This window comes from Nonomuraea sp. NBC_00507 (assembly GCF_036013525.1).
GTDB lineage: Bacteria > Actinomycetota > Actinomycetes > Streptosporangiales > Streptosporangiaceae > Nonomuraea.
In genome coordinates this window covers 11,543,007-11,569,882 of record NZ_CP107853.1, presented here as the reverse complement: position 1 = coordinate 11,569,882, position 26,876 = coordinate 11,543,007, and the positions used below count along the sequence as shown (strand labels likewise).

29 protein-coding genes are annotated in these 26,876 nt (G+C 68.6%); 21 read left to right on the top strand and 8 right to left on the bottom strand.

Going from position 1 to position 26,876, the window contains the following annotated elements; all coding sequences use genetic code 11:
- Positions 1–16: 16 nt before the first annotated feature.
- From rpsP to OHA25_RS54995, 11 genes are all read left to right on the top strand, one after another.
- Positions 17–457 (top strand): 30S ribosomal protein S16, encoded by a 441-nt coding sequence (gene rpsP / locus OHA25_RS55045; protein ID WP_138667078.1) that lies wholly within the window; start codon positions 17–19, stop codon positions 455–457.
- 1 nt (position 458) lies between these two features.
- Positions 459–704, top strand: a complete 246-nt coding sequence (locus OHA25_RS55040; RefSeq protein WP_043634919.1) for an RNA-binding protein — start codon at positions 459–461, stop codon at positions 702–704.
- Between the two features lie 70 nt (positions 705–774).
- Positions 775–1,275, top strand: coding sequence for a ribosome maturation factor RimM (gene rimM / locus OHA25_RS55035; RefSeq protein WP_327584788.1), 501 nt, complete (start codon positions 775–777; stop codon positions 1,273–1,275).
- Entirely contained in the window at positions 1,275–2,054 is a 780-nt protein-coding gene (trmD, locus tag OHA25_RS55030; RefSeq protein ID WP_327584787.1) for a tRNA (guanosine(37)-N1)-methyltransferase TrmD, read from the top strand. Before rimM ends, trmD begins: the two co-directional genes overlap by 1 nt.
- A gap of 137 nt (positions 2,055–2,191) precedes the next feature.
- Positions 2,192–2,554, top strand: a complete 363-nt coding sequence (rplS, locus tag OHA25_RS55025) for a 50S ribosomal protein L19 (protein ID WP_305918220.1) — start codon at positions 2,192–2,194, stop codon at positions 2,552–2,554.
- 144 nt (positions 2,555–2,698) lie between these two features.
- A complete protein-coding gene (gene lepB, locus OHA25_RS55020) occupies positions 2,699–3,565 on the top strand; it encodes a signal peptidase I (RefSeq protein ID WP_327584786.1) in 867 nt (288 codons plus the stop codon).
- Positions 3,565–4,158, top strand: a complete 594-nt coding sequence (lepB, locus tag OHA25_RS55015; RefSeq protein WP_327584785.1) for a signal peptidase I — start codon at positions 3,565–3,567, stop codon at positions 4,156–4,158. The genes lepB (OHA25_RS55020) and lepB (OHA25_RS55015) overlap by 1 nt, the downstream gene beginning before the upstream one ends.
- 52 nt (positions 4,159–4,210) lie before the next feature.
- Complete coding sequence (locus OHA25_RS55010) at positions 4,211–4,879, top strand: ribonuclease HII (RefSeq protein WP_305918217.1); 669 nt, start codon at positions 4,211–4,213, stop codon at positions 4,877–4,879.
- 39 nt (positions 4,880–4,918) lie between these two features.
- A complete protein-coding gene (locus OHA25_RS55005) occupies positions 4,919–5,242 on the top strand; it encodes a DUF2469 domain-containing protein (RefSeq protein ID WP_026215037.1) in 324 nt (107 codons plus the stop codon).
- Between the two features lie 1,042 nt (positions 5,243–6,284).
- The gene (locus OHA25_RS55000) at positions 6,285–6,644 is read left to right on the top strand and encodes a YraN family protein (protein WP_327584784.1); all 360 of its coding nucleotides are present in this window, start codon (positions 6,285–6,287) and stop codon (positions 6,642–6,644) included.
- Positions 6,645–8,183, top strand: coding sequence for a YifB family Mg chelatase-like AAA ATPase (locus tag OHA25_RS54995; RefSeq protein ID WP_327584783.1), 1,539 nt, complete (start codon positions 6,645–6,647; stop codon positions 8,181–8,183).
- Between the two features lie 427 nt (positions 8,184–8,610).
- On the opposite strand, the gene OHA25_RS54990 is transcribed toward OHA25_RS54995, so the two are convergent.
- On the bottom strand, positions 8,611–9,024 hold the full coding sequence (locus OHA25_RS54990; RefSeq protein ID WP_327584782.1) for a hypothetical protein: 414 nt from the start codon (positions 9,022–9,024) through the stop codon (positions 8,611–8,613).
- Positions 9,025–9,099: 75 nt separating this feature from the next.
- On the opposite strand from OHA25_RS54990, the gene dprA reads away from it, so the two are divergent.
- Complete coding sequence (gene dprA, locus OHA25_RS54985) at positions 9,100–10,377, top strand: DNA-processing protein DprA (RefSeq protein ID WP_327591189.1); 1,278 nt, start codon at positions 9,100–9,102, stop codon at positions 10,375–10,377.
- A gap of 500 nt (positions 10,378–10,877) precedes the next feature.
- On the top strand, positions 10,878–11,744 hold the full coding sequence (locus tag OHA25_RS54980) for a tyrosine recombinase XerC (protein ID WP_442942249.1): 867 nt from the start codon (positions 10,878–10,880) through the stop codon (positions 11,742–11,744).
- An 82-nt stretch (positions 11,745–11,826) separates the two neighbouring features.
- Here OHA25_RS54980 and OHA25_RS54975 read toward each other — a convergent pair whose 3' ends face one another.
- Together OHA25_RS54975 and OHA25_RS54970 are read right to left on the bottom strand one after the other, a co-directional pair.
- Complete coding sequence (locus OHA25_RS54975; RefSeq protein WP_327584780.1) at positions 11,827–12,741, bottom strand: M23 family metallopeptidase; 915 nt, start codon at positions 12,739–12,741, stop codon at positions 11,827–11,829.
- A gap of 98 nt (positions 12,742–12,839) precedes the next feature.
- Positions 12,840–14,138, bottom strand: coding sequence for an MFS transporter (locus OHA25_RS54970; RefSeq protein ID WP_327584779.1), 1,299 nt, complete (start codon positions 14,136–14,138; stop codon positions 12,840–12,842).
- Between the two features lie 69 nt (positions 14,139–14,207).
- On the opposite strand from OHA25_RS54970, the gene OHA25_RS54965 reads away from it, so the two are divergent.
- The 6 genes from OHA25_RS54965 (at position 14,208) to OHA25_RS54940 (ending at position 20,042) form a co-directional block, all read left to right on the top strand.
- On the top strand, positions 14,208–14,822 hold the full coding sequence (locus OHA25_RS54965) for an ArsR/SmtB family transcription factor (RefSeq protein ID WP_327584778.1): 615 nt from the start codon (positions 14,208–14,210) through the stop codon (positions 14,820–14,822).
- 497 nt (positions 14,823–15,319) lie between these two features.
- The gene (gene rpsB, locus OHA25_RS54960; RefSeq protein ID WP_327584777.1) at positions 15,320–16,309 is read left to right on the top strand and encodes a 30S ribosomal protein S2; all 990 of its coding nucleotides are present in this window, start codon (positions 15,320–15,322) and stop codon (positions 16,307–16,309) included.
- A 530-nt stretch (positions 16,310–16,839) separates the two neighbouring features.
- Complete coding sequence (tsf, locus tag OHA25_RS54955) at positions 16,840–17,673, top strand: translation elongation factor Ts (protein ID WP_327584776.1); 834 nt, start codon at positions 16,840–16,842, stop codon at positions 17,671–17,673.
- Positions 17,674–17,819: 146 nt separating this feature from the next.
- A complete protein-coding gene (gene pyrH / locus OHA25_RS54950) occupies positions 17,820–18,518 on the top strand; it encodes a UMP kinase (protein WP_241563775.1) in 699 nt (232 codons plus the stop codon).
- A gap of 46 nt (positions 18,519–18,564) precedes the next feature.
- Entirely contained in the window at positions 18,565–19,122 is a 558-nt protein-coding gene (gene frr, locus OHA25_RS54945; protein ID WP_305918205.1) for a ribosome recycling factor, read from the top strand.
- 80 nt (positions 19,123–19,202) lie between these two features.
- Positions 19,203–20,042, top strand: a complete 840-nt coding sequence (locus OHA25_RS54940; protein WP_327584775.1) for a phosphatidate cytidylyltransferase — start codon at positions 19,203–19,205, stop codon at positions 20,040–20,042.
- Here OHA25_RS54940 and OHA25_RS54935 read toward each other — a convergent pair.
- On the bottom strand, positions 20,039–21,061 hold the full coding sequence (locus tag OHA25_RS54935) for a suppressor of fused domain protein (protein ID WP_305918203.1): 1,023 nt from the start codon (positions 21,059–21,061) through the stop codon (positions 20,039–20,041). The genes OHA25_RS54940 and OHA25_RS54935 overlap by 4 nt on opposite strands.
- A 117-nt stretch (positions 21,062–21,178) precedes the next feature.
- Here OHA25_RS54935 and rlmN point away from each other — a divergent pair, with 117 nt between their 5' ends.
- Positions 21,179–22,279: a 23S rRNA (adenine(2503)-C(2))-methyltransferase RlmN gene (rlmN, locus tag OHA25_RS54930; protein ID WP_327584774.1), complete on the top strand. Its 1,101-nt coding sequence runs from the start codon at positions 21,179–21,181 to the stop codon at positions 22,277–22,279.
- Between the two features lies 1 nt (position 22,280).
- Here rlmN and OHA25_RS54925 read toward each other — a convergent pair whose 3' ends face one another.
- Together OHA25_RS54925 and OHA25_RS54920 are read right to left on the bottom strand one after the other, a co-directional pair.
- Complete coding sequence (locus OHA25_RS54925) at positions 22,281–22,952, bottom strand: hypothetical protein (protein ID WP_327584773.1); 672 nt, start codon at positions 22,950–22,952, stop codon at positions 22,281–22,283.
- Complete coding sequence (locus OHA25_RS54920) at positions 22,949–23,704, bottom strand: ABC transporter ATP-binding protein (protein WP_327584772.1); 756 nt, start codon at positions 23,702–23,704, stop codon at positions 22,949–22,951. Before OHA25_RS54920 ends, OHA25_RS54925 begins: the two co-directional genes overlap by 4 nt.
- 63 nt (positions 23,705–23,767) lie before the next feature.
- Here OHA25_RS54920 and OHA25_RS54915 point away from each other — a divergent pair, with 63 nt between their 5' ends.
- A complete protein-coding gene (locus OHA25_RS54915; protein ID WP_327584771.1) occupies positions 23,768–24,316 on the top strand; it encodes a DivIVA domain-containing protein in 549 nt (182 codons plus the stop codon).
- Here OHA25_RS54915 and OHA25_RS54910 read toward each other — a convergent pair.
- Together OHA25_RS54910 and iolD are read right to left on the bottom strand one after the other, a co-directional pair.
- Positions 24,313–24,960 carry an HAD-IA family hydrolase gene (locus OHA25_RS54910; RefSeq protein ID WP_327584770.1) on the bottom strand — a complete coding sequence of 216 codons (648 nt, stop codon included), beginning with the start codon at positions 24,958–24,960 and terminating at the stop codon, positions 24,313–24,315. The two genes, OHA25_RS54915 and OHA25_RS54910, sit on opposite strands and share 4 nt — an antisense overlap.
- A 46-nt stretch (positions 24,961–25,006) precedes the next feature.
- Complete coding sequence (gene iolD / locus OHA25_RS54905; RefSeq protein WP_327584769.1) at positions 25,007–26,866, bottom strand: 3D-(3,5/4)-trihydroxycyclohexane-1,2-dione acylhydrolase (decyclizing); 1,860 nt, start codon at positions 26,864–26,866, stop codon at positions 25,007–25,009.
- Positions 26,867–26,876: the final 10 nt, after the last annotated feature.

The following is a 26,876-nucleotide window of genomic DNA, read 5'->3' as shown; positions in this document are numbered from 1 at the left end:
AGGAGAGACCACACCCGTGGCAGTCAAGATCAAGCTCAAGCGGCTCGGCATGATCCGCAACGCGCAATACCGTATCGTCGTCGCCGACAGCCGCACCAAGCGTGACGGCCGGGCGATCGAGGAGATCGGCCTGTACCACCCGAAGGACGACCCTTCGCGCATCGAGGTCAACGCCGAGCGTGCGGCTTACTGGCTCGGGGTCGGCGCGCAGCCGACCGAGCCGGTGCTCAAGCTGCTCAAGCTCACCGGTGACTGGCAGAAGTTCAAGGGCGAGCCCGCCCCGGCACCGCTGAAGGTGGCCGAGCCCAAGCCTGACCGTCACGCCATCTACGAGGCCGCGGCCAAGGAGGCGCTGTCCGGTGGCGACACCGGCACGGCCGCCACCACGCCGAAGAGGGCCAAGAAGAAGGAAGAGGCCGAGGCCCCCGTCGAGACCCCGACCGAGGGCGAGGCCTGACGTGCTCGAGGAGGCTCTCGAGCACCTCGTGAAGGGCATCGTCGAACATCCTGACGATGTCCGGGTCCGCGCACGCCGCATTCGCAGCGGGCGCGTCCTGGAGGTCCGGGTGCACCCCGAGGACCTGGGCAAGGTCATCGGACGCGGCGGGCGCACCGCCAAGGCGCTGCGTACGGTCGTGAACGCCCTGGCCGACGGGAAATACGTGCGGGTCGACCTGCTCGATCTGCACGAAGCAGTCCGTTAGCGTCAGGTTTCCGCGCCCTCATCGGCTCTCCGGCCGATGGGGGCGCTTGCGTTAAGAAAGGGCACAACACGTGCAGCTGGTCGTCGGCCGGATAGGTCGTCCGCACGGGGTACGCGGTGAGGTGACCGTGGAGGTGCTTACCGACGAACCCGAGCGGCGCTTCGTCGTCGGCACGTCCATCGCGACCGACCCCGCCGATCGGGGGCCGCTCGTCATCATCGGCCGGCGCTGGCACAAGGACATCCTGCTGATCGCGTTCGACGGCGTCACCGACCGGGACGTGGCCGAGGAGCTGCGGGGCACCATGCTGGTCATCGACTCGGCCGACGTGGAGCCGTCCGACGACCCCGACGAGTTCCACGACCACCAGCTCATCGGCCTGGCGGTGGAGACCGTCGCCGGCGATCCGGTGGGCGAGGTCACCGACGTCCTGCACCACGGGCAGGACCTGCTGGTCGTCCGCAGGAAGGGTGCCGACGAGGCGCTCATCCCGTTCGTGAAGGCCCTGGTGCCGGAGGTGGACCTCGAAGGCGGGCGGCTGGTCGTCGATCCGCCGGAGGGCCTGCTGTGATGCGGCTCGACATCATCTCGATCTTTCCTGAATACTTCGCGCCCCTGGACGTGTCGCTGATCGGCAAGGCACGTGATCGCGGCACCCTGGACGTACGCGTGCACCAGTTGCGCGACTGGACCCACGACGTGCACAAGACCGTCGACGACACGCCGTACGGCGGTGGTCCCGGCATGGTCATGAAGCCCGAGGTGTGGGGCGAGGCCATCGACGCGGTGATCGGGGACGGCGCGCCGCGGATGATCGTGCCGACGCCGAGCGGGCGGCCGTTCACCCAGGAGCTCGCGCAGGAGCTGGCGGCGGAGCCGTGGCTGCTGTTCGCGTGCGGGCGCTACGAGGGCATCGACGCGCGGGTCATGGCTGAATACGGCACGCGGCTGCGCGTGGACGAGGTCAGCATCGGTGACTACGTGCTGGCCGGAGGCGAGGTCGCGGTGCTGGTCATGGTGGAGGCCATCGGCAGGCTGCTGCCCGGCGTGCTGGGCAACGCCCAGTCGGCCGTGGACGACTCCTTCGCGCCCGGGTCCATGCGTAACCTGGTCGAGGGCCCCGTCTACACCAAGCCGCCCGTCTGGCGGGGCCACGAGGTGCCTGCCGTGTTGCTGTCCGGGCACCATGGGAAGGTGGCCAGGTGGCGACGGGACGAGGCGCTGCGCCGCACCGTACGAAACCGGCCCGAGCTGGCGGCGGCGCTCGACCCCGGCACGCTCGACAAGCACGACAGGAAGCTCCTGGAGGAGCTCTCGTTTCGCGTACGGCCGGAAGATATGGCAAACTGAATCGCTGCCAACCTTCCATTGGTTGGTCTGTCATGCCCGGGAAACGATCCCGGGTTCATCACATCAGCAGGCGCGTCCGCCGCGAGCCCCGGCCGGGTGGACCTCCGCGTGCTTACGAGGACTTGAGGACAGCTCTCATGCACACGAAGATCCAGGAGCTCGAGAAGGCGACCCTGCGCAGCGACGTGCCGGGATTCCGCCCCGGTGACACGCTCGAGGTTCACGTACGAGTCGTCGAAGGCAACCGCTCCCGTATCCAGGTCTTCAAGGGCTTCGTGCTGCGCCGGCAGGGCAGCGGCGCCCGCGAGACCTTCACGGTCCGCAAGGTCAGCTACGGCGTCGGCGTCGAGCGCACCTTCCCCGTGCACAGCCCGGTCATCGAGAAGGTCGTGCTCCTGACCCGCGGCGACGTGCGCAGGGCCAAGCTCTACTACATGCGCGACCTGCGCGGCAAGGCCGCCCGCATCCGCGAGAAGCGCGAGACGACGGCCGCCAAGTAAGCCCTGGTCTTTCCCGAATGGCCCGCCCTCAGGGGGCGGGCCATTCGGCTTTACAGGGCCGTTTCCTTTATGTGGAGCGACTCGTGCTCGGTGTAACGTCGGTCGAGGCTTGCCGAGCCGAATCATCATCTAGGCTCGTCAGCGATGACTAGCGAGAGCCAGGAGCACGGCGCGGCGCGCCGCCCTGTCGAGGACGAGGTGGACGTGGTCGCCGAAGAGACTCAGAAGCCGGCCAAGGGCGAAAAACAGGATAAGGAGAAGAAGGGGTCGTTCTGGAAAGAGCTTCCTGTTCTTGTCGTTGTCGCCCTGGTGCTGGCACTGATCATCAAGACGTTTGTGGTCCAGGCCTTCTACATCCCGTCGGAGTCGATGGAGAACACCCTCCTGAAGAACGACAGGGTCCTGGTCAACAAGCTCGTCTACCACACGCGCGACATCGAGCGCGGCGACGTGGTGGTGTTCTCCGGCGTCGATTCCTGGGACGGCGAATTCCAACTGGAGGAGCCGTCCAACGCGGTCGCGGGATTCTTCCGGTGGGTGGGCACGGCGTTCGGCCTCGTGCCCGGTGAGAAGGACTACATCAAGCGGGTCATCGGCATCGGTGGCGACCACGTCCGGTGTTGCGACTCCAAGGGACGCATCACGGTCAACGGCACGCCCATCGACGAGGAGAGCTACCTCTACCCCGGTAACGTGCCCTCCGACAAGTTCTTCGACGTCACGGTGCCGCAAGGGCGGCTGTGGGTCATGGGGGACCACCGCTCGGTCTCGCTCGACTCGCGTTCACATACCGGAGACCCGGGTGGCGGTTCCATACCTGAAGGTCAGGTCATCGGGCGGGCGTTCGTGATCGTCTGGCCGTTCGACCGGGCGAGCACGATCGACATCCCGGCCACGTTCGCACAGCCCGCGCTCCAGGCGCTCGGTGGGTCGATCCCGCTCGTCGCCGGGTTTGGGCTGGCCGTACCCTTGGTCCTGGTTCGTCGGCGCTGGCTGCGGAGGAGGCGTTGATGGCCGTCACCAAGAAGGCGGAGGGCGTGGGGAAAGAGAAGAAGAAGGGCAGTTTCCGCGAGACGGTGCTGCTGCTGGTCATGGGCGTCGGCATCGCGTTGTTGCTGCAGGCGTTCGTGGTGGGCTCGTTCTACATCCCGTCCGAGTCGATGGAGAACACCCTGCTGATCAACGACCGCGTGTTCGTCAACAAGCTCGCGGGCAAGCCGGAGCGCGGCGACATCGTGGTGTTCAAGGGCTGGAACGGCGAGGACACCATCAAGCGCGTCATCGGCGTCGGTGGCGACAAGGTGGTCTGCTGCGACGCCAAGAAGCGCATCACGGTCAACGGCACGCCGCTGGACGAGACCTCCTACCTCTACCCCGGCGATTTCGCCTCTGGCGATAAGTTCAACGTCACGGTGCCCGCGGGAAAGTTGTGGCTGATGGGTGACCACCGCACCGCCTCGGCCGACTCCCGGTCCCACATGGAGGAGCCCGGTGGCGGCTTCATCTCGGAAGACGCGGTGGTCGGCACCGCGGTGGTGCGCTACTGGCCGCTCAATCGCGGCCATCTCTTCTCCCGGCCCGACATTTTCGACAAGGTCAAGTAGAGGGGGCTTTCGGTCGCGGGCCGCGGCGAATGGGGCGTACGCTGCCTCTGTCATGACAGTTGCGTTCCGCCCTCGACCGAGCGTCGTCCGGCGCGATTCCGGGCTCTACGCCTATGAGCGGGCGCTGGCCCGCCGCGGCCTCACCCCGATCGCCGGCGTCGACGAGGCAGGCCGCGGCGCCTGCGCAGGACCGCTCGTGGTCGCGGCCGTGATCCTGCGCAGGGAGATCGCCGGCCTCGCCGACTCGAAGCTGCTCACGCCGGCGGTGCGCGAAACCCTTTACGATCGGATCACGCGTGTCTCCCATGTAGGCATAGTGGTGATCCCGCCGGGGGAGATCGACGCCAAAGGTCTTCACAAGTGCAACGTTTCAGGAATGCGGCGAGCTGTCGCACAGTTGCCTTGTGACCCGGAGTACATCCTGACGGACGGCTTCCCGGTGCCCGGGCTGCCCGCGCCGTCGCTCGCCGTGTGGAAGGGGGATCAGGTGGCCGCTTGCGTGGCGGCCGCGTCCATCGTGGCCAAGGTGACCAGGGACCGCCTGATGGTGGCGCTCGACGAACGCTTTCCGCAGTACGGCTTCGCCGAGCACAAGGGATACGTCACACCGGGGCACCGGCTGGCGCTGGAAACGCACGGCCCATGTGCCGACCACCGTTACTCCTTCGTCACGGTGGCCAGGGAGATGGGTGAGAATGAAATGGGGGCCGGGGTTGCCTGAGCAGGCAAACCGGGGGACCGGTACGACAGGAGGACCGCGATGAGCGCAGAGGATCTCGAAAAGTACGAAACCGAGATGGAGCTGCAGCTTTACCGCGAATACCGTGATGTCGTCGGTTTGTTCACATACGTCGTGGAGACAGAGCGGCGCTTCTATCTGACCAACTCGGTCGACCTCGACGTCCGTACCGCGGAGAACGGCGACGTCTTCTTCGATGTGAAGATGCAGGACGCTTGGGTGTGGGACATGTATCGGCCGGCGCGGTTCGTGAAGAACGTGCGGGTGGTCACGTTTAAGGATGTAAACGTGGAGGAGTTGGCGAAGGCCGATCTGGAGATGCCTAAGGAAGGGTTCTCGGGGTAGTCCGGTCGGTCGTGACTGGCGCTGTTGGCTGGTCGGGGCGGGGATGTGGGCCGGCTGGAGGTGGGCCGGTCAATCCGCTCGCCTCCGGTTAGCCGGTCGGAGGCGAGGCCGCCAGGGGTCAGCTCGCTGACGGCTGATGCGGGATTGCTCCGGATCTCGGCGATCAGCCAGCCACCAGCGCAGCTCAGGGGCGTAGCCCATCCGCGCAGCCCATCCGCGCAGCCCATCCGCGCAGCCCATCCGCGCAGCCCATCCGCGCAGCCCATCCGCGCAGCCCATCCGCGCAGCCCATCCGCGCAGCCCATCCGCGCAGCCCATCCGCGCAGCCCATCCGCGCAGCCCATCCGCGCAGCCCATCCGCGCAGCCCATCCGCGCAGCCCATCCGCGCAGCTCAGGGGCGCAGCTCAGGGGCGCAGCTCAGGGGCGCAGCTCAGGGGCGTAGCCCATCGCGCAGCTCAGCGGCGCTGGCCCATCCGCGCAGCTCAGCGGCCCTGGCCCATTCACGCATATCATCCAGGCACGTCAGCGGCGCGGTCCATCCGTACGGTCCATCCGCGCGGTCTGCTCGCGCAGCCACCCCCGCAGCCACCGCGCATCCACTCGCGCAGCCATCCGCGCAGCCACTCGCGCAGTCAATGGCGCGGCCACTCGCGCGGCCACTCGGGCGGCCACCCTCGCAGCTCATCTCAGGTCGCCAGCTGCGTCTGGAAGCACCCGCGCTTTCCATCCATCTCGCCCAAGCCCGCCTCGGCTGACCAACCGCCTGCGAGAGGCCGTCTGTCACCCGATGCGCATGCCTGCCGGGGCCCGACCGTCTTCTCGGCGCAACGGTTTATGCGGATGCCCATGTGCGGCCCCCAAGGGTGTGCGGCCCACTGGTCTATCGCCGATCAGCGCACTTATCCACAAGGCGCAGCGACTCACGGCCCGTAATCCCCAGAATCCCGCTCGGCCCAACGGCCACCACCCCGCATCCGCCAAGGTCGGTCCCGTACCGGACCGGATCGACGCCGACCTGACCCGACCTGACGGAGGTGGCACATGGCCACGAAGAACGATCTCGAGCTTGGCAAGCAAGGCGAGGAACTTGCCGTGATCTATCTGAAGGCCAAGGGCATGGAGATCATCGAACGCAACTGGCGCTGCCGCTATGGCGAGATCGACATCATCGCCGAAGAAGGCCCCAACCTGGTCGTCGTCGAGGTCAAGACCCGATCGAGCAGGTCCCACGGCACGGCCCTGGAGTCGGTGAGCCCTGCCAAGCTGGACAGACTTCGGGTGCTCGCGGCCAAGTGGCTGACCACGCAGTCCCGCACGTTCGAGGCCGTCCGCGTGGATGTGATCGCCTTGGAGCGGTTCGCGGGCAACTTCGCCCTTCGCCACGTGCGGGGGGCGTTCTAGATGGCCGTGGCCCGCACCCGCAGCGTCGCCCTCGTGGGCGTGACGGGCCGTACCGTCGAGGTCGAGGCCGACGTGGGCAACGGCCTGGCGGGCATCCATCTCATCGGCCTGCCGGACATGGCACTGAGCGAGGCTCGCGACCGGGTCAGATCCGCGGTGGTCAACAGCACATACCCGTGGCCCGACGCCCGCATCATCGTCAGCCTCTTCCCTGCCAGCCTCCCCAAACGCGGATCCCAGTTCGACCTCGCCATAGCGGTGGCGATCCTGGGCGCGGCCGGGGTGGTTCCTGCCGAGCGGGTGGCGGAGCCGTTCTTCCTGGGGGAGCTCGGCCTGGATGGCCGCATCAGACCCGTACGCGGGGTGCTGCCCTCCATTCTCGGCGCGGCCAAGCACGGAGATGCCACGGTCATCGTGCCGTCCGCCAACTCGGCGGAGGCGGCCCTGGTCCCCGACGTGAAGGTGGTTCCGGTGGCGACTCTGCGCCAGCTGGTGGAGTGGCTGCGGAGGGGAGACGAACCACCAGAACATCAGGTCGTCGAGGAGCAGGTCGAGCTGCCCTCCACCACCACGGAGCGCACGATCGACCTGGCGGACGTCGTGGGCCAGCCAGTCGCCCGCAGGGCCCTGGAGGTGTGCGCGGCGGGCGGACACAACCTCTGGATGCTGGGCCCGCCCGGCACGGGCAAGACCATGCTGGCGGAGCGCCTTCCGACCCTCCTGCCCGACCTGGAGCTCGACCATGCTCTGGAGGTCACGGCGATCCATTCGGTCGCCGGTGTCCTGCCGGCCAACGCGCCCATGATGAGCAGGCCGCCGTTCGTCAGCCCGCACCACACGGCGACCGCTGCCGCCATCATCGGCGGCGGCAGCACGATCGTGCGCCCGGGGGCGGTCTCGCTCGCCCACCGCGGCGTCTTGTTCATGGACGAAGCCCCCGAATTCCCCCGTCACGTGCTGGACGCGCTGCGGCAGCCGCTGGAGTCCGGCCGTGTGACCGTATCCAGAGCGGCGGGCTCGGTCACGTTCCCGGCCAGGTTCATGCTCGTCCTGGCCGCGAACCCCTGCCCGTGCGCCCAGGCAGAGGACCAGGGGGAAGGCTGCAAATGTTCTCCCACGGTCAGGCGCCGCTATCTCGGCAGGCTCTCCGGTCCCCTGCTCGACCGTGTGGACATGAAGGTCACCGTGGCGCGCGCCTCCAAGCGCGAGCTCATGGCAGACCGCCAGTTCGCGGAATCCAGCGCAAGGGTGGCCGAGCGCGTGCTCGTGGCCCGCGAGCGAGCTGCCAAACGCCTGGCCGGCACTCCATGGCGAACAAATGCCGAAATCCCCTCATCCGTCCTCCACACCGACTACCGCCCGTCCCCCGAGGCTATGAAGCCCATGACGTCCTGCCTCGACTCGGGCACCCTCACCGCCCGCGGCCTGGACCGCGCGGTCCGCGTGTCCTGGACTCTCGCCGACCTGTCCGACAAGGACCGTCCCGAGGAAGACGAAACCACTGCCGCCCTCCACTTCTGGCTAGGTGTGACGTCGTAATGCGCGCCACCACCTCCACAACCCCCGACCCCGCACCCACCAAGCCCAGGAAAGGGTCATGACACCACCAACGACCTCACGCCACGAATGGGATGAACAGAGCCCTCCGCTTGCACCCTCACCGCCACCGCCCGACCACCCGTTTTGGGCCACCACCCACACGCCCCAACAACCACCACCAGCTGAGAGGCCAGCAGCGCCGTCAGCCTCGCCCTCAGCCGGGACGCCAGCCCGGGCGCCAGCCGTGCCCTCAGTTGGGGTGCCAGTCGTGCCGTCTGCTGGGGTGCCAGTCGTGCCGTCTGCCGTGCCGTCTGCCGTGCCGTCTGCCGTGCCGTCTGTCGTGCCGCTTCCTGGGCCCTCTGCTAGGGCGTCTGCCGTGCTGCATGCTTGGCCGCTTGCCGGGCCGCCAGCTGTGCCGTCAGTCGCGCTACGAACCGCCTCGGCGATCGGTGCCGAGGCTGACATAAGTGATCGCAACGGAGTCGATCAGGAGCCTCTCGATGGTGGGGCCGCCCAGCGTCATGAGACCGCTCAGGGTCGGGAGACCGCCCAGCGTCATGAGACCGCTCAGGGTCGTGCTCAGGGTCGTGAGACCGCTCAGGGTGAGGTCGCTCAGGATGGCGAGGTCACTCACGATCGCGAGGTCGCTCAGGGGCATGAGGTCGCCCAGGATCGCGAGGTCGCTCAGGGTCTTGAAGTCGCCCAGGGTCATGACGCCAGCCAGCAGCGCGAAGTCGCCCAGAATGGTGCGGCCGTCCAACATCGTGAGGCCCTCCAACGTTTCGAGGTAAGGGAGAGCCTGCCGGGCGACGACGGTGATGATCTGGAGCGGGTCGGACACCCTCGGCCTGTTGTCGAATCTCTTGAGGTGGCCGAGCATCCTCAGGCGGTCGAGTACGAGGCAAGAGCCGCCCTCATGCGGGCAGCGGACGTCGGTGACACGATCATGGGTCGCCTCGTGGCGCAGTATGGAGCCGTAGGTACGGCGCAGGCGATCCGCGCCCGCACGCTTCCGGGGGACTTCACAGTCCAGGAGGCCCGGCAGGAGCGTCCCACCAACTTGACGGCACGTCTGAATGCTTGGCATGCGCGGCTGGCTGCCGCGAACCCCGCCGCCGATCTCGAAACCGGGGAGAAAACTGGCGCCCGTCTGGTCATTCCCGGCAGCCCGGAATGGCCCACTCAATTGGACCACCTCGGTCCCAGTCGTCCCCTCGGACTATGGCTGCACGGCACGGCGGATCTCCGCTTCTCCTGCCTCAAATCCGTGGCCGTGGTTGGCGCCCGATCCGCGACCGCCTACGGCGTGCACATCGCGGCCGAATTCGGCGTCGGCCTCAGCGAGTCCGGCTGGACTGTCGTGTCCGGTGGCGCCTACGGGGTGGATGCCGCGGCCCATCGAGGAGCTCTGGTCGCCGATTCGCCGACAGTCGTCGTCCTGGCCTGCGGCGTGGACTTCTGCTACCCGACCAGCCACGACACCCTGTTCGCGGCCGTCAAAGATCAGGGTGTGGTGGTGAGCGAATGCCCGCCGGGAGTGCATCCGACCCGGGCGCGTTTCCTCATCAGGAACCGCCTGATAGCCGCCCTGTCGAGGGGCACCGTCGTGGTGGAGGCCGCCCTGCGCAGCGGCGCTCTCAACACCGCCGCCCACACCCTGACACTCCACAGGCACCTGGCCGCCGTACCCGGCCCTGTCACATCACGCATGTCAGCCGGATGCCACAGACTCCTTCGCGAGCGCAAGGCGGTATGCGTCACCTCAGCAGAGGAGATGATCGAACTCGTCGGCGTGATAGGCGACGACCTGGCCCCGCAGATCCGGGCCCCAGCGGTCCCGAGAGACAGGCTCAACGAGTCAGCGAGAAGAGTCCTCGACGCGATCCCCAAGCGAGGCGGGGCCGGCCCGGCCTCCATAGCGGTCGCGGCGGGGCTGGGCCTGGACGCCACCCTGAGCGCGCTGGGCGGTCTGGCCGCGGCAGGCTACATCGAGCGCTCCCCTGACGGCTGGCGTCTCCGCAAACAAGGATCCGCGTATCGCAAGGTATCGGAAGCCACTGTCCTGGAGCCGCCGCGGCTTGCGGAGGACGCGGATCCAACCCAGGAACCACCGTTCCCGGACGACGACGATCTCGCACGCCACGAGGATGGCCTTCCCGCCCTGGCAGACGGTTCTCAAGGGGCGGGAGCATGACGACCCGAATGGAAGATCGGGCTTGCCCTGAGTGAGGAGGCGGATTTACGCGGTTTCCTCCAACAAGCCAACAAGTGGGGGTCACTGGTTTTCGTTTTGCTTCCCCGGTGGCCGGGCCTGGCGACAGACTGGGGTCTGCGGCCATCGCTTGATGTTCCTTCGATCTCGGTGCAAGCCCTCGGAGGATCGTGCGGTGGCCCGCACCATTTTCGGCCCGCGACGTGCAGGCATGGCCAGGCGAATCGCCCATCATGACCGCGCATGAGCGCCACTATCACCACATACTCCAACTGGGCTGTGCGGATGAGCCGGCTGCATGCCTGCGGGAAGTGCGCGCTCTTCACTCCTTGCCAGGGGGTCCGCGGGGGTTGGGCGGTGATTGCGTAGATGGGAGCGTCACTGCGTGGTTGTTCTCGAGGTGGTGTTTGGGGTTGGGTGACGGTGGGACGATCGTTTTCTAGGTGGCGTTGAAGGGGAGGCCGGGAGTGGGCAGGGACGAGGTGGTGGCCGAGTTCGGCCGGTACCTGCGGTTCGAGCGCGATGTTTCGCCGCATACCGTCCGGGCCTACCTGGCAGATGTCAACTCTCTGCTCGATCACTTGGACGGGCCGATCGAGGACCTGGACATCGGGGTGCTCAGGGAGTGGCTGGCCGAGCAGCATGGGGCGGGGAGAGCGCGGGCCACGCTGGCGCGCAGGGCGGCCTGCGCTCGTACGTTTACCGCCTACTGCCATCGTCGGGGCTGGTTGCCGGTGGACCCCGGGCTGCTCCTCGGAAGCGCCAAGGCGCCTCGCTCCTTGCCTTCCGTGCTCGATCAGGAGCAGGCTCAGGCCGTCCTGGCCGAGCCTGTGACGGTGGAACCCAAGGAACTGCGGGATCAGGCTCTCCTTGAGATGCTGTATGCCACCGGCGTGCGAGTGAGCGAGCTGTGCGCGCTCGATGTCGACGACGTGGACCGGGATCGGCACGTCATCAGGGTGTTGGGCAAAGGGCGCAAGGAGCGTTCGGTGCCATTCGGATTGCCTGCCCTCCGGGCGTTGGACAGGTGGTGCATTTACGGGCGGCCGCTGTGGGTCCGGGCGGGGTCAGGGCCGGCGCTCTTCCTTGGGGTGCGGGGAGGGCGCATCGATGCGGGGACCGTTCGGCGGGTGGTGCATGCGCGGCTGGCGGCGGTGGACGGGGCTCCGGACATGGGGCCGCACGGATTGCGGCACACTGCCGCGACCCATCTGCTGGAGGGCGGTGCGGATCTGCGTAGTGTTCAGGAGTTGCTCGGCCATGCGTCCCTGAACAGCACGCAGATCTATACGCACGTCTCGATCGAGCGCTTGCGGGCCGCGTACAGGCAAGCTCATCCGAGGGCATGACCCCCTTTCATCGTCCATTTCGCCGGTGTTCCTTCCCTGGGGTTGCGCTTGCGGACGCCGTCCGTTGTGGGGAGCGCGCTGGTCATAGTGGTGGTGCGGGTGAGGAGCGTTGATCGCGGGCTCTTCTGGCGTGGCGGCTGTGGCGGCGTTTGCGGTGTTGGCCCTTTCTCGGGTTTTGATCGCTGGCTGGCGTACGGCGTCGTCGGCGGCGTCGGTGGAGGGCGGTGATCAGGTAGGCCGTTCCCAGCAGTGCGGCGGCCACGGCCACGGTGATGGTGGGTGCCGGGTGGGCCGAGGTCGCGCTGCTCAGGTCATAGCCGTTTAGAGGGCTGGGCGGGGTGGGGGTGTGTGACGACGACTGGCGTGATGCGGTGAAGGCTGTGGTCGTGGTCGTGGTCGTGGTCGTGGTCGAGGTTGGACGTGTCTTGGCTTCCGTTCGTGCTGGCAGTGGCGGTTGGTCCATCTGTGGTGGCGGTGGCGTCGTCGCCGATGGAAGACGTGGAGGCCAGAAGGGAAGGAGGCGGATGGGGCCGTGGCCCAGCAAGATCAGGGGATTCAGGTAGCGGGTCTCGCGGAGGAGGCCCCAGTGCAGGCATGACTCCTGGCAGTGATCACCTGAGGGCTCGATGACGCCTAGCTCGGTTCCTGGGGTGACGGGCTGGCCGCGTTTCACCGAAGCGGCGACCGGCAGGTATGTCGTGCGTAGGCCGCCTTCATGGTCGATGGTGACCACGCCCTTGCCCGCTACGGGGCCGGCGAAGCGGACGGTGCCTTCGCCTGCTGCCAGGACTGGGGTGGCGGCGGGGGCGGCCAGGTCTATGCCGCGGTGTCCGGCGAGCCAGGGCTCGGGAGGCGGGGTGAAGCGGCGGAGGATCCTGGGGTGTCCGTCCAGAGGCCAGCGCCACGTCGGAGGTGACGCGCTTGCTGGGGGAGCGGTGAGGGGGAAGAGCGCGGTGGCGAGGATGGTGGCCAGCACGGCGGCGGCGTGGGATTTCATGGCGGGAGTGTGTTCGAGACGGCTGGGGCGGTATTGGGCCGAGCGCCGTTCTGTGGATACTCCGTCGGTCAGTCAGATCTAGGGGCCAGGTTTCATGGTCATGAACAAGTCCGGGGATCCGGGGCGGCTGGGGCTGGTGGGCGGCGGCGGGGGCGTAGCGGGGAGGTCCAGATCCACAGGGTGCTCAGGGCTATGCCGGCGGCGCAGAGGAAGATGACCGGGCGCAGGCCGAGGACGTCGGCTGCGATGCCGCCGGCCAGGCCGCCGAGGGCCAGGACACCTTGGACGGCGAACGTCGTGGTGGCGTTCACCCGGCCCCGCAGCTCCGGGGATGTCTCGCGGAGGATGATCGCGCCCATGCACGTGGCGAAGGCCACCACGATGCCGCCTGTGATCGTTCCGGTGACGGCCAGCAGGGAGAGCTTCCACCATAGAGGGCCGGTCAGCAGGCCCACCGCCAGGATCTCCATGGGGAAGAAGATGACCGCCGCGAGCAGGATGCGGTTCTCGCCGTAGCGCTTCGCGAGGCGGGCCGTGATCCAGGCGCCCAGGAGGCCGCCCACGCCGTTGAGAGCGATGAGGGCGCCGATCATGCCCTTGGGGATGCCCAACGTGTTCACCATGTAGAGCATGTAAACGGCCGTGTACGCCATCGCGAAGAAGTTGATCGTGACGCCCGCCGCCAGCAGGGCGCGGAGCACCGGGTGGGTGAGTGCGGCTCGTAAGCCCGTCGTGACATCGCGCCACATACCCCGGGAAGGGGCGGGCTCGTTCCGCTCCGGAGTGCGGATGGCGCGCAGCAGCAGGGCCGAGGTCAGGAAGGACAGTGCCTCCGCCAGTACGGCCAGCGGGGCCGTGAGGAGCTGGACCAGCAAGCCGGCCAGGCTGGGGCCGCCGACAGAGGCGACCGAGTAGGAGGCGTGGAAGCCGGCCATCGCCTCCGTGTGCTGGGCGGGCGGCACCACGGCTGCCAGGTGCGGGAAGTTCGCCGCCTTGAAGAGCACTCCGGCCGTGCCGATCACCAGGGCCACGATGATCAGCCATGCCACGTTCAGGAGGCCGAGGAGCCAGGCCAGGGGGACCGTGGCGGCCGCCACGCAGGAGACGAGCTCGCAAGCGATCATGAGCGGGCGGTGCCGCCTGAGCCGGTCGGCGATGGCGCCCGACTGGAGGGCGAACAGGAGGGCGGGCACCGAGGCGGCCGCGGTCAGCATTCCCATGTGGGTCGGGGAGGCGGTCAGCAGGGTCACCGCCGTCAGGGGGATGGCCAGCTTGGAGACCTCGGAGCCGGTGATGGAGATCGTACGGGCGGTCCACAGGAGGCGGTAGTCGCGTTGCCTGCGGAGGGGTGGCGGGTCGGCGGGGGGAGAAGGAGAATTGTGAAGGGATTGCTTCATAATTTATGAAAGTATCCCTTCATAGTTCTGAAGGCAATACTTCAGACCTTGTCCGGGTACCGTTGGCGCATGACCCGGGACAGTGACGTGCTCAGTGATCCCAAGGCGATGCGAGCGCTGGCCCACCCGGCGCGGCTGATGATCCTGAACAGGCTCGGGGTCGAGGGCAGCGCCACCGCCACGGAAGTGGCGGAGATCGCGGGCATCACGCCCAGCGCGGCCAGCTACCACCTGCGGATGCTGGCCAAGTACGGCTTCGTCGAGGACGCGCCGCCCCGAGGGGACGGCAGGGAGCGGGTGTGGCGGCCGGTCAATCGGTCGATCCACGTCGGTGTCCAGCCTGGCGACCAGCCGGACGTCCGGGATGCCAAGCTGTCGTTGATGCAGGCGTTCCGGCGCGAGGCGAACGAGGAGGCCGATCGGGCGCTGGCCGGCATCGACCAGGAGCCGGATGAGTGGCGCGACGCGACCAGGTTCAATCGGAGCCTGATCAGGGTGGACGCGGAGGAGATGGTGCGCCTCAACGAGGCGATCCAGAAGCTCATCGAGCCGTACGCGGCCCGCGGCCGCGAGGAGGCGGACGCGCCGAGCGGGGCCAGGATCGCCGAGGTGCAGGTCAATCTGTTCCCGGTCGCGAAGCGGCCGGTTCCCGGCCTGCCCACCGAGGATCATGACGCGCGCTGACGCGTTGGGCCCGGCAGATGCGGTCCGGGCTTGAGGCCGACTGGTCGCCAATGTGCGCCGACGTGGTCCGGGCCTTGAGGCGCGTTGATCTCCGGTGCCTGGCGATGTGGTCCGCGTTTGAGGCGTGTTGATCTGCGGTGCCTGGCGATGTGGTCCGGGCTTGAGGCGTGTTGATTTCCGGTGCCTGCCGATGTGGCCGGACCTTGAGGCCGGGTGGGCGCCAGGGTTGGTCGATGTGATCTGAGATCGAGGGGCATGGGGTGGGAATGTCCGTTTGACCGCAGACGGTCAGCCAGGGGCGTTGTGGGAGGTAGACTTTTCGGTGGCCTGTCACCACAGGCCGACTTCGCATGCCCCACTGCGGACCGCGCCATCGGTCCGGGCCCACGGCCCGGCTGGAGCGGGTTCGGGGCATCAGGGCGGCAGCCGACGTGTTGCCGCGGCACAACCGAGAACCGCGCCCATCCGCAGGGCGCCCAGACCTGGAGGACCAGCAAATGGCCCCCGTCGTCACCATGCGACAGCTGCTCGAGAGCGGCGTTCACTTCGGTCACCAGACCCGGCGCTGGAACCCGAAGATGAAGCGCTTCATCTTCACCGAGCGCAACGGCATCTACATCATCGACCTGCAGAAGTCGCTCTCCTTCATCGATCGTGCGTACGACTTCGTGAAGGAGACCGTCGCCCACGGCGGCACGATTCTGTTCATCGGCACCAAGAAGCAGGCTCAGGAGGCCATCTCCGAGCAGGCCTCGAGGGTCGGCATGCCCTACGTCAACCAGCGCTGGCTGGGCGGCATGCTCACCAACTTCTCCACCGTGCACAAGAGGCTTCAGCGTCTGAAGGAGCTCGAGGAGCTCGACTTCGACAACGTCGCGGCCTCGGGGCTCACCAAGAAGGAGCTCCTCATGCGCCGTCGTGAGAAGGACAAGCTCGAGCGCACGCTCGGCGGCATCCGCGACATGGGCCGCGTGCCCAGCGCGGTGTGGATCGTCGACACCAAGAAGGAGCACATCGCGATCAGTGAGGCCAAGAAGCTTGGCATCCCTGTCGTCGCGATCCTCGACACCAACTGCGACCCCGACGAGGTCGACTACCCGATCCCGGGCAACGACGACGCCATCCGCGCCGTCGGCCTGCTCACCAGGGTCGTGGCCGACGGTGTCGCGGCCGGTCTGATGGCCCGCTCCGGCGCCGCCCGCGGCGACGAGAAGCCGGCCGCCGCCGAGCCGCTGGCCGAGTGGGAGCGCGAGCTCATCGAGCAGGGCACCACGGCTGACGAGGCCGCCGCCGAGGCCGCTCCGGCCGAGGCTGCTGCGGCCGAGGCTGCTGCGGAAGAGGCTGCTCCGGCCGAGGTTGCCGCGGAAGAGGCTGCTCCGGCTGAGGCTGAGGCTGCTCCGGAAGAGGCTGCTCCGGCTGAGGCCGCTGCCGAGGAGGCCGCTCCGGCCGAGGCCGCCGCCGAGGGCGAGACCGAGCAGCAGGCCTGATCCGAGCGACGGTGAGGACCGCGGGCGGCAGTCCTGAACTGATGGTGTGAACCAAAGGTCAGGGTTGCGGCCGCGGTCGTCGCCACGGCTCGGGTGAGGGCAAGCAAGGCGCCACGTGCTCGGGTGAGGGCAAGCTGAGTGCAAGCAAGGCAAGCTGACATCTGAATAACGGCGAATCACCCATCGGCTGGGCGATGCGCAAGGCACGTGTCCTGACTGGGCAAACGGCTGAGCTGCGATCGGCGAGCCGGACCCGCGCCATCCTGATCAGGCGGTCTGCTGAGGCCGATCGCCGGAGGCCATGGCCGATGGTGGTGGCCGGGCTCAGGTGGTAGGTCGCGGCGAGGCTGGGCAGTATGGCCAGCGGAGCAGCGGCGGAGCCGGCCCGGGCCGGAGCAAGGCAAGGCAAGGCTTGTAGGACGGCACGCGCCTGCCGTGCACGACCAAGGGTGGGCAACCGGATCCCCGGCGCCCACCCGATCCACGACGACGAATCCCACGACGACGAAATCCCACAAGGAATAAGAGCAATGGCTTCCGTGAACATGGCCGACGTCAAGCGGCTTCGCGAGATCACCGCTGCCGGCATGATGGACTGCAAGAAGGCGCTCGAGGAGTCCGAGGGCGACTTCGACCGCGCCATCGAGCTGCTGCGCCTCAAGGGCGCCAAGGACGTGGGCAAGCGTGAGGCCCGCACCGCCTCCAACGGCCTCGTCGCGCTCAAGCAGGACGGCGACTCCTCCGCCGCGCTGCTCGAGCTCAACTGCGAAACCGACTTCGTGGCCAAGGGCGAACGCTTCCAGGAGCTGGCCGGCCAGGTCGTCGCGCACGTCCTGGAGACCAAGCCCGCCGACGTGGCCGCGCTGCTGGAGTCCTCCTTCGATGGCAAGTCCGTCAAGGAGCACCTGGACGTGGCCAACGTCGCGCTCGGCGAGAAGATCGAGATCCGCCGCTTCGCGGTGCTCGAGGGCGGCTACATCGGTGCTTACATGCACAGGACCGACCCCGCGCTGCCCCCGGCCGTTGGTGTGCTGGTCCAGCTGGACAAGCCGAACGCCGATGTCGCCAAGGACATCGCGCAGCACGCCGCCGCCATGGCCCCGCAATACCTCAAGGCCGACTCGGTGCCGGCCGAGGTCGTCGACAAGGAGCGCAAGCTCTTCGAGGAGATGACCCGCGAGGAGGGCAAGCCCGAGGCGGCGATCGGCAAGATCGTCGAGGGCCGGGTCAACGGCTGGTACAAGGACTTCACGCTGCTCCAGCAGGCGTTCGTGAAGGACAACAAGAAGAGCGTCGGCAAGTACGCCGAGGAGAACGGCGTCGAGGTCCTCGCCTTTGTCCGTTTCAAGGTCGGCCAGGCTTAGGCTTTAGGCAAGCCACCAGCCCCACGATTCACCGAATGAAGGAGGCCGCCGCCGTGCAGGACCACCGGGAGTCAGCCCACGAATCCACACGGGCGGCGGCTTCCTCATTGCCAATTCCGCTCAATCACCTGAGGTGGAAGCGGGTGATGCTGAAGCTGTCGGGCGAGGCCTTCGCCGGCAGCGAGCCGCTCGGCATCGACCCGGGTGTCGTCGATCACCTGGCCGACTCGATCGCCGAGGCGGTACGCGAGGGCGTGCAGGTCGCCGTCGTGGTCGGCGGGGGCAACATGTTCCGCGGCGCCACCCTGTCGCAGGGCGGCATCGACCGGGCCAGGGCCGACTACATGGGCATGCTCGGCACGGTCATCAACTGCCTGGCCCTGCAGGACTTCCTGGAGCGCCGGGGCGTCGAGACCCGCGTGCAGACCGCGATCACCATGCAGCAGGTGGCCGAGCCGTTCCTGCCGCGCCGCGCGATCAGGCATCTCGAGAAGGGGCGTGTGGTCATCTTCGGCGCCGGCCTCGGCTCGCCGTTCTTCTCCACCGACACCGCGGCGTCCCAGCGCGCCCTGGAGATCGGCGCCGAGGCGCTGCTCAAGGGCACGCAGGTGGACGGCATCTATGACTCCGATCCACGGAAGAATCCTGACGCGGTCAGGTTTGACCATCTCGACTACGGCGAGGTGCTGCTGCGCGACCTCGCGGTCATGGACGCCACCGCGATCAGCCTGTGCAAGGACAACGATCTGCCGATCGTGGTCTTCGACCTGATGGGCGAGGGCAACATCCTGCGAGCCGTACGCGGTGAGAAAATCGGCACGCTGGTGAGTCCCGCAGGCAAATGACGGAGTGAGCCCGACACCGGCAGCTAGTAGACGACAGGGAGCCGCTGTGATCGACGAAACCCTCCTCGAAGCCGAGGAAAAGATGGACAAGGCCGTCTCGGTCGCGAAGGAGGACTTCGCGACCATCCGGACGGGCCGCGTCACGCCATCGATGTTCAACAAGATCAGTGCCGAATATTACGGCACGCCGACGCCGATCCAGCAGCTGGCGTCGTTCCACGTGCCCGAGGCACGCATGGTGCTGATCCAGCCCTATGACAAGAGCTCGATGGGCGCGATCGAGAAGGCCATCCGCGACTCCGACCTCGGTGTCAACCCGACGGACGACGGTCAGGTGATCCGCGTGACGTTCCCGGAGCTGTCCGAGGAGCGCCGCAGGGAATACATCAAGGTCGCCAGGAACAAGGGCGAGCACGCGAAGGTCTCCATCCGCAACATCCGCCGTTCCGCCAAGGAGATCCTCGACAAGATGATCAAGGACGGCGACGCGGGTGAGGACGAGGTCAGGCGGGCCGAGAAGGAGCTCGACGACCTCACTCAGAAGCACGTCGCCAAGATCGACGAGCTGCTCAAGCACAAGGAAGCCGAGCTGCTCGAGGTCTGAGCGGCGCACCCGCGGACAGCGGGTCCGGCATCTACGGCCCTCGCCCGAGGCGGCGGGGGCCGTGTCTCATGGAGAACTCTGTGGAAGAACCTACGGCTGGCACCAGTCCGAGCGGCGGCGGCCGTAGCGGACGGAACCTGCCTGCCGCGATCGCCGTCGGCGTGGTGCTGGGCGCGCTGGCGCTCGGCTCCCTCTACACGATCAAGGAGCTGTTCCTCCTGGTGGTCGTGGGCGCCGTGGGTGTCGGCGTGGTGGAGCTGACCAGGGCGTTCGCCACCCGGGACATCAACGTGCCGGCCGTGCCCGTGCTCGGCGGCCTGGTGGCGACGCAGGCGGCGGCGTACTGGGGCGGGCCGGTCTGGTTGCTCGCCACGTTCGTGATATTCGCGTTGGTGCTGCTGATCTGGCGGATGTTCAGCGACGGCACGGAAGGCTACGTGCGCGACGCGACGTCGTCGGTGTTCACGCTGTTCTATCCCGCGCTGCTGGCGGCGTTCGTGCCCCTGCTGCTGCGGGCGGACGACGGCGACCACCGCGTGGTGATCTTCCTCGCGGTGACCGTGGCCAGCGACATCGGCGGCTACGTCGCGGGCGTGTTGTTCGGCAGGCACCAGATGACCGCCATCAGCCCGAAGAAGACCTGGGAGGGCTTCGCCGGGTCGCTTGTGGCGTGCACGGCGGTCGGGGCGTGGCTGGTGACGTGGCTGCTCGGCGGCGCGCTCTGGCAGGGGGCGCTGATCGGCGCGCTGGCCGCGCTGCTGGCGACCGTGGGCGACCTCATCGAGTCGATGATCAAGCGGGATCTCGGCATCAAGGACCTGGGCACGATCCTGCCCGGCCACGGCGGTCTGATGGACCGGCTCGACTCGCTGGTGACGACGCTGGTGCCGGTCTGGGTGCTGATGACGCTGTTCTTCTAGCGGTGCTGGGCTTCGAGCACCTCCCTGGTGACGGGGGTCAGCCAGAGCCACCGTACGGCCTCGCCGCCGAAGGCGAATCCTGACATGTCGGGCATGTGGGGGGCGTCGGCCTGCATCAGCACACCTGAGTACTGCGGCCCCAGCGGGAACGTCGACGGCTCGTGATACCACTTCGCGGTGTGCCCGTGGCCCAGCCAGGTGACCGAGTGCCACGGATACTGCGACAACCACACCAGCAGCAGCGCCGCGTCCCGTGGGTCCTCGCGGGTGGCCACGGCCAGCTCGATCCTGGCGTACGCGCCGGGTTTGTCGATCCACTGCTCGACCGTCGGCATCCGCTGGCAGCTCATCCCCACCGTGGACAGCACGCTGAAGCCGCGTTTCCGGTGCGGCGGGCGCTCGGTGATCCCGACGGTCGGCAGCCGCTCGCCGCTGGCGTCCCAATACCTGCCCGCCGGCCCCAGCACCCGGTCCAGATGTCCCATGACGAACTGCTGGAACGACGGCCACGACCCCTCGCTGTGCCGCCAGCGCCAGTAGGACTTGGCGTTGGTGATCCGAGGCTCCAGCCCTTCGAGCGCCTCCGCCAGCGCCCACGCGAACGGCGACTCGCCCACCGCGTCCCGCGCGTAGCCGGGCATGCCCCTGCTCATGTCCGCCCAGCCGGGGATGACCGCCAGCAGGACGTCGTCCTCGTAAAGGGCGACCCCGTCGCCTTCCTCGAACCACAGCGCGGTGAGCTGGCCGAGCGGCCGGCGGCCGTCCGGGTGCAGGGTGTTGTGCCTGGGCATCAGCGGCGGCAGTCCGGCGTTGATCCTGGCCAGGTCCACGACAGCGGGGGCCGGGCGGTGGTTGGCGAGCCAGACGGCGCCGTGGACCGTTCCGCCGGGTGAGCACAGGTAAGCTACCGAGGAGTCCTCGTCCCGCTCGACCACGAGCGTCCGGCTGCCGTACGGGTTGCCGGCGGCGAGGACGACCTCGGCGCCACCCTCGCCTGATGCCGCCCGGAAAATCGCCATACGTGAGCACTGTAGATCCGGCGGAGACCATGACGCGACCCGTAGCGACGGAGGAATTCCACCTCTGATCCCAGCGTTCACTACCCTGGTCGGAACTCTTGAAGCAAAGGCAGAAACGTGTCCCAGCCCCCTGGTCAGCTCACCTTCATCGCGCCGCGACGGGCCAAGCCCGCACGGCACCTGGCCGACCTGTCGATGGCCGATCGGCGGGCCGCGGTGACCGAGCTGGGTGAGAAGGCCTTCCGCGCCGACCAGCTCTCACGCCACTACTTCGAGCGCCTCACCGCCGACGTCGGCGCGATGACCGACCTGCCCGCCGCCTCCAGGGAGAAGCTCGGCGCGCTGCTGCCGACCCTGCTCACCTCGGTCAGGGAGCTGGCCACCGACGGCGGGACCACGCGTAAGACGCTGTGGCGGCTGTTCGACGGCGCGCTGGTCGAGTCGGTGCTCATGCGTTACCCCGACCGGGTCACGATGTGCGTGTCGTCGCAGGCCGGCTGCGGCATGAACTGCCCGTTCTGCGCCACCGGCCAGGCGGGCCTGACCCGCAACATGTCCACCGCCGAGATCGTCGAGCAGGTCGTGGCGGGCGCACGGGCGCTGGCGGCCGGCGAGGTGCCGGGCGGGCCGGCGCGGGTGAGCAACGTCGTGTTCATGGGCATGGGCGAGCCCCTGGCCAACTACAAGCAGGTGATCGGCGCCGTCCGCCGCCTGGTCGAGCCGGCGCCGCACGGGCTGGGCATCTCCGCCCGCGGCGTCACGGTCTCCACGGTCGGCCTGGTGCCGGCCATCGGCAAGCTCGCCGACGAAGGCTTGCCGGTCACGCTGGCGCTGTCGCTGCACGCGCCCGATGACGAGCTGCGTGACACGCTGGTGCCGATCAACACGCGGTGGAAGGTGTCGGAGGTGCTCGACGCCGCGTGGGCGTACGCGGCCACGACCAAGCGGCGGGTCTCGATCGAATACGCGCTGATCAAGGACATCAACGACCAGGAGTGGCGGGCCGACCTGCTGGGCAAGCTCGTCAAGAACAAACTGGTGCACGTCAACCTGATCCCGCTCAACCCGACGCCCGGGTCCAAGTGGACGGCGTCGCGGCCGGAGGACGAGCGGGCGTTCGTCCGGCGGCTACAGTTCCACGGCGTGCCGGTCACCGTGCGAGACACGCGGGGGCGCGAGATCGACGGGGCCTGCGGGCAGCTCGCCGCCGCCGAGTAGGTCAGCCCTTCAGACGTCGCCAGACGTAGAACGCGAGGGCGAGCAGGCACCAGGCGAGTGAGACGGCGGCCAGCTCGGGGAGCCGGGAGACCAGATCGCCGTCGTTCGCCGCCCGCATCCAGCGCACGACCGGGACCGTGAGCCAGTAGAGCGGCGAGGCGCTCAGCAACAACATCAGCAGGAACCCGAGCACCAGGCTCATGATCGACAGAGCCGGTGAGGGAAGGATGGCGCGGCTGGTCAGCGCGCCCAGCGCGATCCCGGTCAAGGCCGCCAGGGCGTGCACGGCGAGAGCGGCGCTCAGCAGGCCGGGCTCCGGGGCGCCGCTCACGCCGAGCAGGAGGGCCGCCGCCAGGCCCATTCCGGCGAAGACGGCACACGTCGCGAACGCCGCCACGAGCCCCGCCGCTAGTTCCCGGCCCCGGCCGCCTGCCGCGACCGCGGACATCTCGCGTTGCCGGTCGGGCTCGGTGTCGAGGAGGCTCCTCGCGGCCCAGGCCAGGATGGGGATGATCAGTACGGCGCCGTCGGTGAGCACGCTCGCCTCCTGCCCGCGTGGCGCGCGGCTGCCGTGCAGGATCGCCAGCATGGCCAGGGCGAGCAGGAGGGCCTGGTAGACGCGGTGGGAGCGGATGTAGGCCGCCAGGCGGAAGGTGGCCAGGGCGATGATCATCCGCTCTCCTCGATCTCGCGGGCCTGGTAGCCCTCGTCGCGCATCCTGGCAAGGAAACGGGGGAGGTCGGCGGCGGGCAGCGTGACCGCCACGGTCGCGCTCTTCTCCTGGACGAGGGTGGCGGTGGTGGTGCTCTCCTTGAGGTGGCCGTCGAGCAGCGACCAATGACGCAGGCCGGGTAAGGCGCGCAGGCCGCCCTGGTGGTCGCTGACGATGACGATGGCGCCGCGCGCCGCGAGATCGGCGGCGATCGAGGGCAGTGCCTCGCGGGCGTCGGCGTCGAGCCCGGCGAACGGCTCGTCCATGATCAGCAGCCCGGGCTCGGCCATCAGCGCCTGGACCAGGCCGACCTTGTGCGCACTGCCCTTCGACAGCTCGCCCAGGGGCACGGCCAGAAGGTGCTCCATGTTGAGCCGTTCGGTCCACGGCTCCCAGCGGGCGCCGCGGCGTACGCGGGACATGTGACGCAAGTAGGCCGTGACGGTGAACGGCTGGTCGGCGGGGAAGCGGTCGGGCGCGAAGCCGACGACGTCCGGACGCCCGGTGATGGTGCCCTTCGTCGGCACGGCGAGCCCGGCCAGCAGCCGGAGCAGGGTCGACTTGCCGGCCCCGTTGACGCCGCTCAGCTCGATCACGTCACCGGGCGCGAGCTGCGCGTCGGCATCCTGGATGACGAAATCATCACGCCTGCGGTAGCGGAAGAAGACCTCGGACAGACGCATGGTGGTGTAACGGTATATGCCGGGTCGCATGCTGGGCATAAAAGAGGCCCCACAATGGAGGTACCCCCAGCACGATTCAAGAGGAGTGTGGGCTTGAACCGCTTTCCGCGCGTCATGGGTATGCGTTCAGGCTACGACCCCGTGGAGGTCGACGCCTTGATCGGGCGGATCGAGGCGACCCTGGGCAGAGGCTCGCACACCTTTGAGCCCGTCACCGCCGACGAGGTGCGTACGGCCACCTTCCGCGCCAAGCGCGGCGGCTATCACGAGACCGCGGTCGACTTCGCCCTGGAAGCGTTCGTGGTGGCGCTGGAGACCCAGGCCAAGCGGCCCGTACGGCTGGCCATGGCCGAGCCCACCGGCGAGATGCTGCGCGAGGAGTGGTTCGAGGGTCAGGCGGCACGCGTCGAGCGGGTGGCCTTCCGCCCGGGCCGGATGGGCAGCGGCTACAACGAGGACGAGGTCGACGCCTTCCTCGACCGCATCGTGGCCACCTTACGCGGCACCACCGACTTCCCCGTGACGGCGAAGGAGGTGCGCGAGGCGAAGTTCTCGACCGTGCTGTTCAGATCCGGCTACTTGATCGCGGATGTGGACTCGTTCCTCGCGAGCATCGCGGATGTGCTGGAGCAGCGCCGCTAACCGTCCTGGACGGCGGTGAGCACGCCGTGCAGGTCGGGCAGGACCTTCTGGATGATCGTCTCGTCCGGGGCGCGCTCGCCCAGCCGGTTGATCCACACGCGGCGGATGCCGAGCCGGTGGGCGGGCACCATGTCGTGGAAATAGCTCCCCGCCACGTGCACCCAGGTAGACGGCTGGTGCGCGCGTTTGAACAGATCGAAGTGGGCGTTGTCAGGTTTGTACGCCCCCGCGTCCTCCGACGTCACCACCGCCTCGAACGGCACCGGCAGCCGCCGCAGCGTTTCGGCGATCAGGTCGCGGTCGCAGTTGGTGAGCAGCGCCAGATTCCAGCCGGCCGCGCGCAGCGCCGACAGTTCGGCGCCCACCTCCGGGAACACCGGCCAGTAGGGGATCGTCGCGGCCGGCACGGTGGCGTCGTCCTCGTTCAGCTCCACCTTCTCCTCCGCGCAGGCCCGGCGGAGCGTCTCGGCCATGACGTGGCGATAGCGGAGCGTCGGCGACTCGACCTGCACGGCGTGCTCGTGCCGGTTGTACGCCTCCAGCAGGCGCGCCCCCTGGCCGGGCGCGATCAGCTCGGCGCTGGTGAGCAGGCCGTGCCGCCAGTCGACAAGAGTGCCAAAGCAGTCGAACGTTACCCATTTCATAAGTCACATCATGCTCTGTACGGCCCGTCGACTCGCGAGTTGGAGCTCAAACCGGTGGAGTGAGGTGCGGGTGCTGGGAGCGCTTGTTCGCCTCGTACGCCTCCCGCAGGGCGTCCGGCGTGCCCACCTGCGCCACGGGCACGTCCCACCACGCCTCGGAGGACGGCGCGTCGTCCGCCATGCGGTCGGTGCGGACGTAAATGACCGTGGTCTCCGACGCTGAGCGCGCCGTGTCGAGCGCCTTGCGCAGGTCGGCGACCGACTCCGCGCGCAACACCGACGCGCCCAGGCTGGCGGCGTTCGCGGCCAGGTCCACCGGCAGCGGGCCGCCGTCGAACCGGCCGCCGCCGCGGTAGGCGTAGGAAGTGCCGAGCCGCTGCGCGCCGACGCTCTCCGACAGGTGGCCGATGGAGGCGAAGCCGGAGTTGTCCACCAGGACGACGATCAGCTTGATGCCTTCGGAGATCGCCGTGACGAGTTCCTGGGCCATCATCAGGTAGGAGCCGTCGCCCACCAGCACGAACACCTCACGCTCCGGGGCCGCCATCTTGACGCCCAGCCCGCCCGCGATCTCGTAGCCCATGCAGGAGTAGCCGTATTCGACGTGGTAGTTGCCCGGGCCGCTCGGCCGCCAGAGTTTGTGCAGGTCGCCGGGCATCGAGCCGGCCGCGCACACCACCACGCCATCGTCGCTCGCGGCCGTGTTGACGGCGCCGATCACCGCCGACTGCGGCGGCGGGGAACCCTCCAGCGCGTACGCCGCCTCCACGGCCGCGTCCCACGCCCGGGTCAGCCCGGCGGCCCGCTCACGGTAGTCGTCCGGCACTCCGCGCCAGCCCGCGACCGCCTCGGCCAGCTCCGCGAGCCCCTCCCGGGCGTCGGCCACCAGCTGCAGGCCCGACAGCTTGGCGGCGTCGAAGCCGGTGATGTTGATGTTGAGGAAGCGCGTGCCGGGGGCGAAGATCGTCCGGGAGGCGGTGGTGAAGTCGCTGTAGCGGGTGCCGACGCCGATGATCAGGTCGGCTTCGCGGGCCAGCGCATTGGCCGCGGTCGTGCCGGTGGCGCCGATGGCGCCCACGGCGAGCGGGTGCCCGTAGGGGAGTGCGCCCTTGCCCGCCTGCGTCTCGGCCACCGGGATGCCGTACGTCTCGGCGAAGAGCCGCAGCTGCTCCGTGGCGTCGCTGTAGATGGTGCCGCCGCCCGCGACGATCAGGGGGCGCGCGGCCGACTTGACCAGCTGGGCGGCCCGGGACACGGCGGCACGCTCGGGGCGGGGCCTGGGGATGTGCCAGACGCGGTCGGCGAACAGCTCCTCCGGCCAGTCGTACGCCTCGGCCTGCACGTCCTGCGGAAGCGCGATCGTCACCGCGCCGGTCTCGGCCGGGTCGGTGAGCACACGCATGGCCGCCAGCAGCGCGGACGGCAGCTGCTCGGGGCGGTTGATCCGGTCCCAGTAGCGGGAGACCGGCTTGAAGCAGTCGTTGACCGAGATGTCGTACGAGCGCTGGTCCTCCAGCTCCTGGAGCACCGGACCGGCCACGCGGGTGGAGAAGATGTCGCCGGGCAGGAGAAGCACCGGGAGCCGGTTGATGGTGGCGCCGGCCGCGCCGGTGATCATGTTGGTGGCGCCGGGGCCGATCGACGTCGTGCAGGCCAAGGTGGCCAGCCGGTTGCTGGCCCGGGCGTAGGCGGCGGCCGTGTGGACCATGGCCTGCTCGTTGCGGCTCAAATGGTAGGGCAGGTTTTCCGTCGAGGTGGCCAGTGCCTGGCCCAGACCCGCGACGTTGCCGTGCCCGAAGATGCCCGTGCAGCCGCCGAAGAACCTGCGCTGCACGCTGTCGCGCTCGCTCCACTGGTGGGCCAGGAAACGTACGACGGCCTGCGCCACGGTCAACCGGGTCGTCATGAAGTCCTCC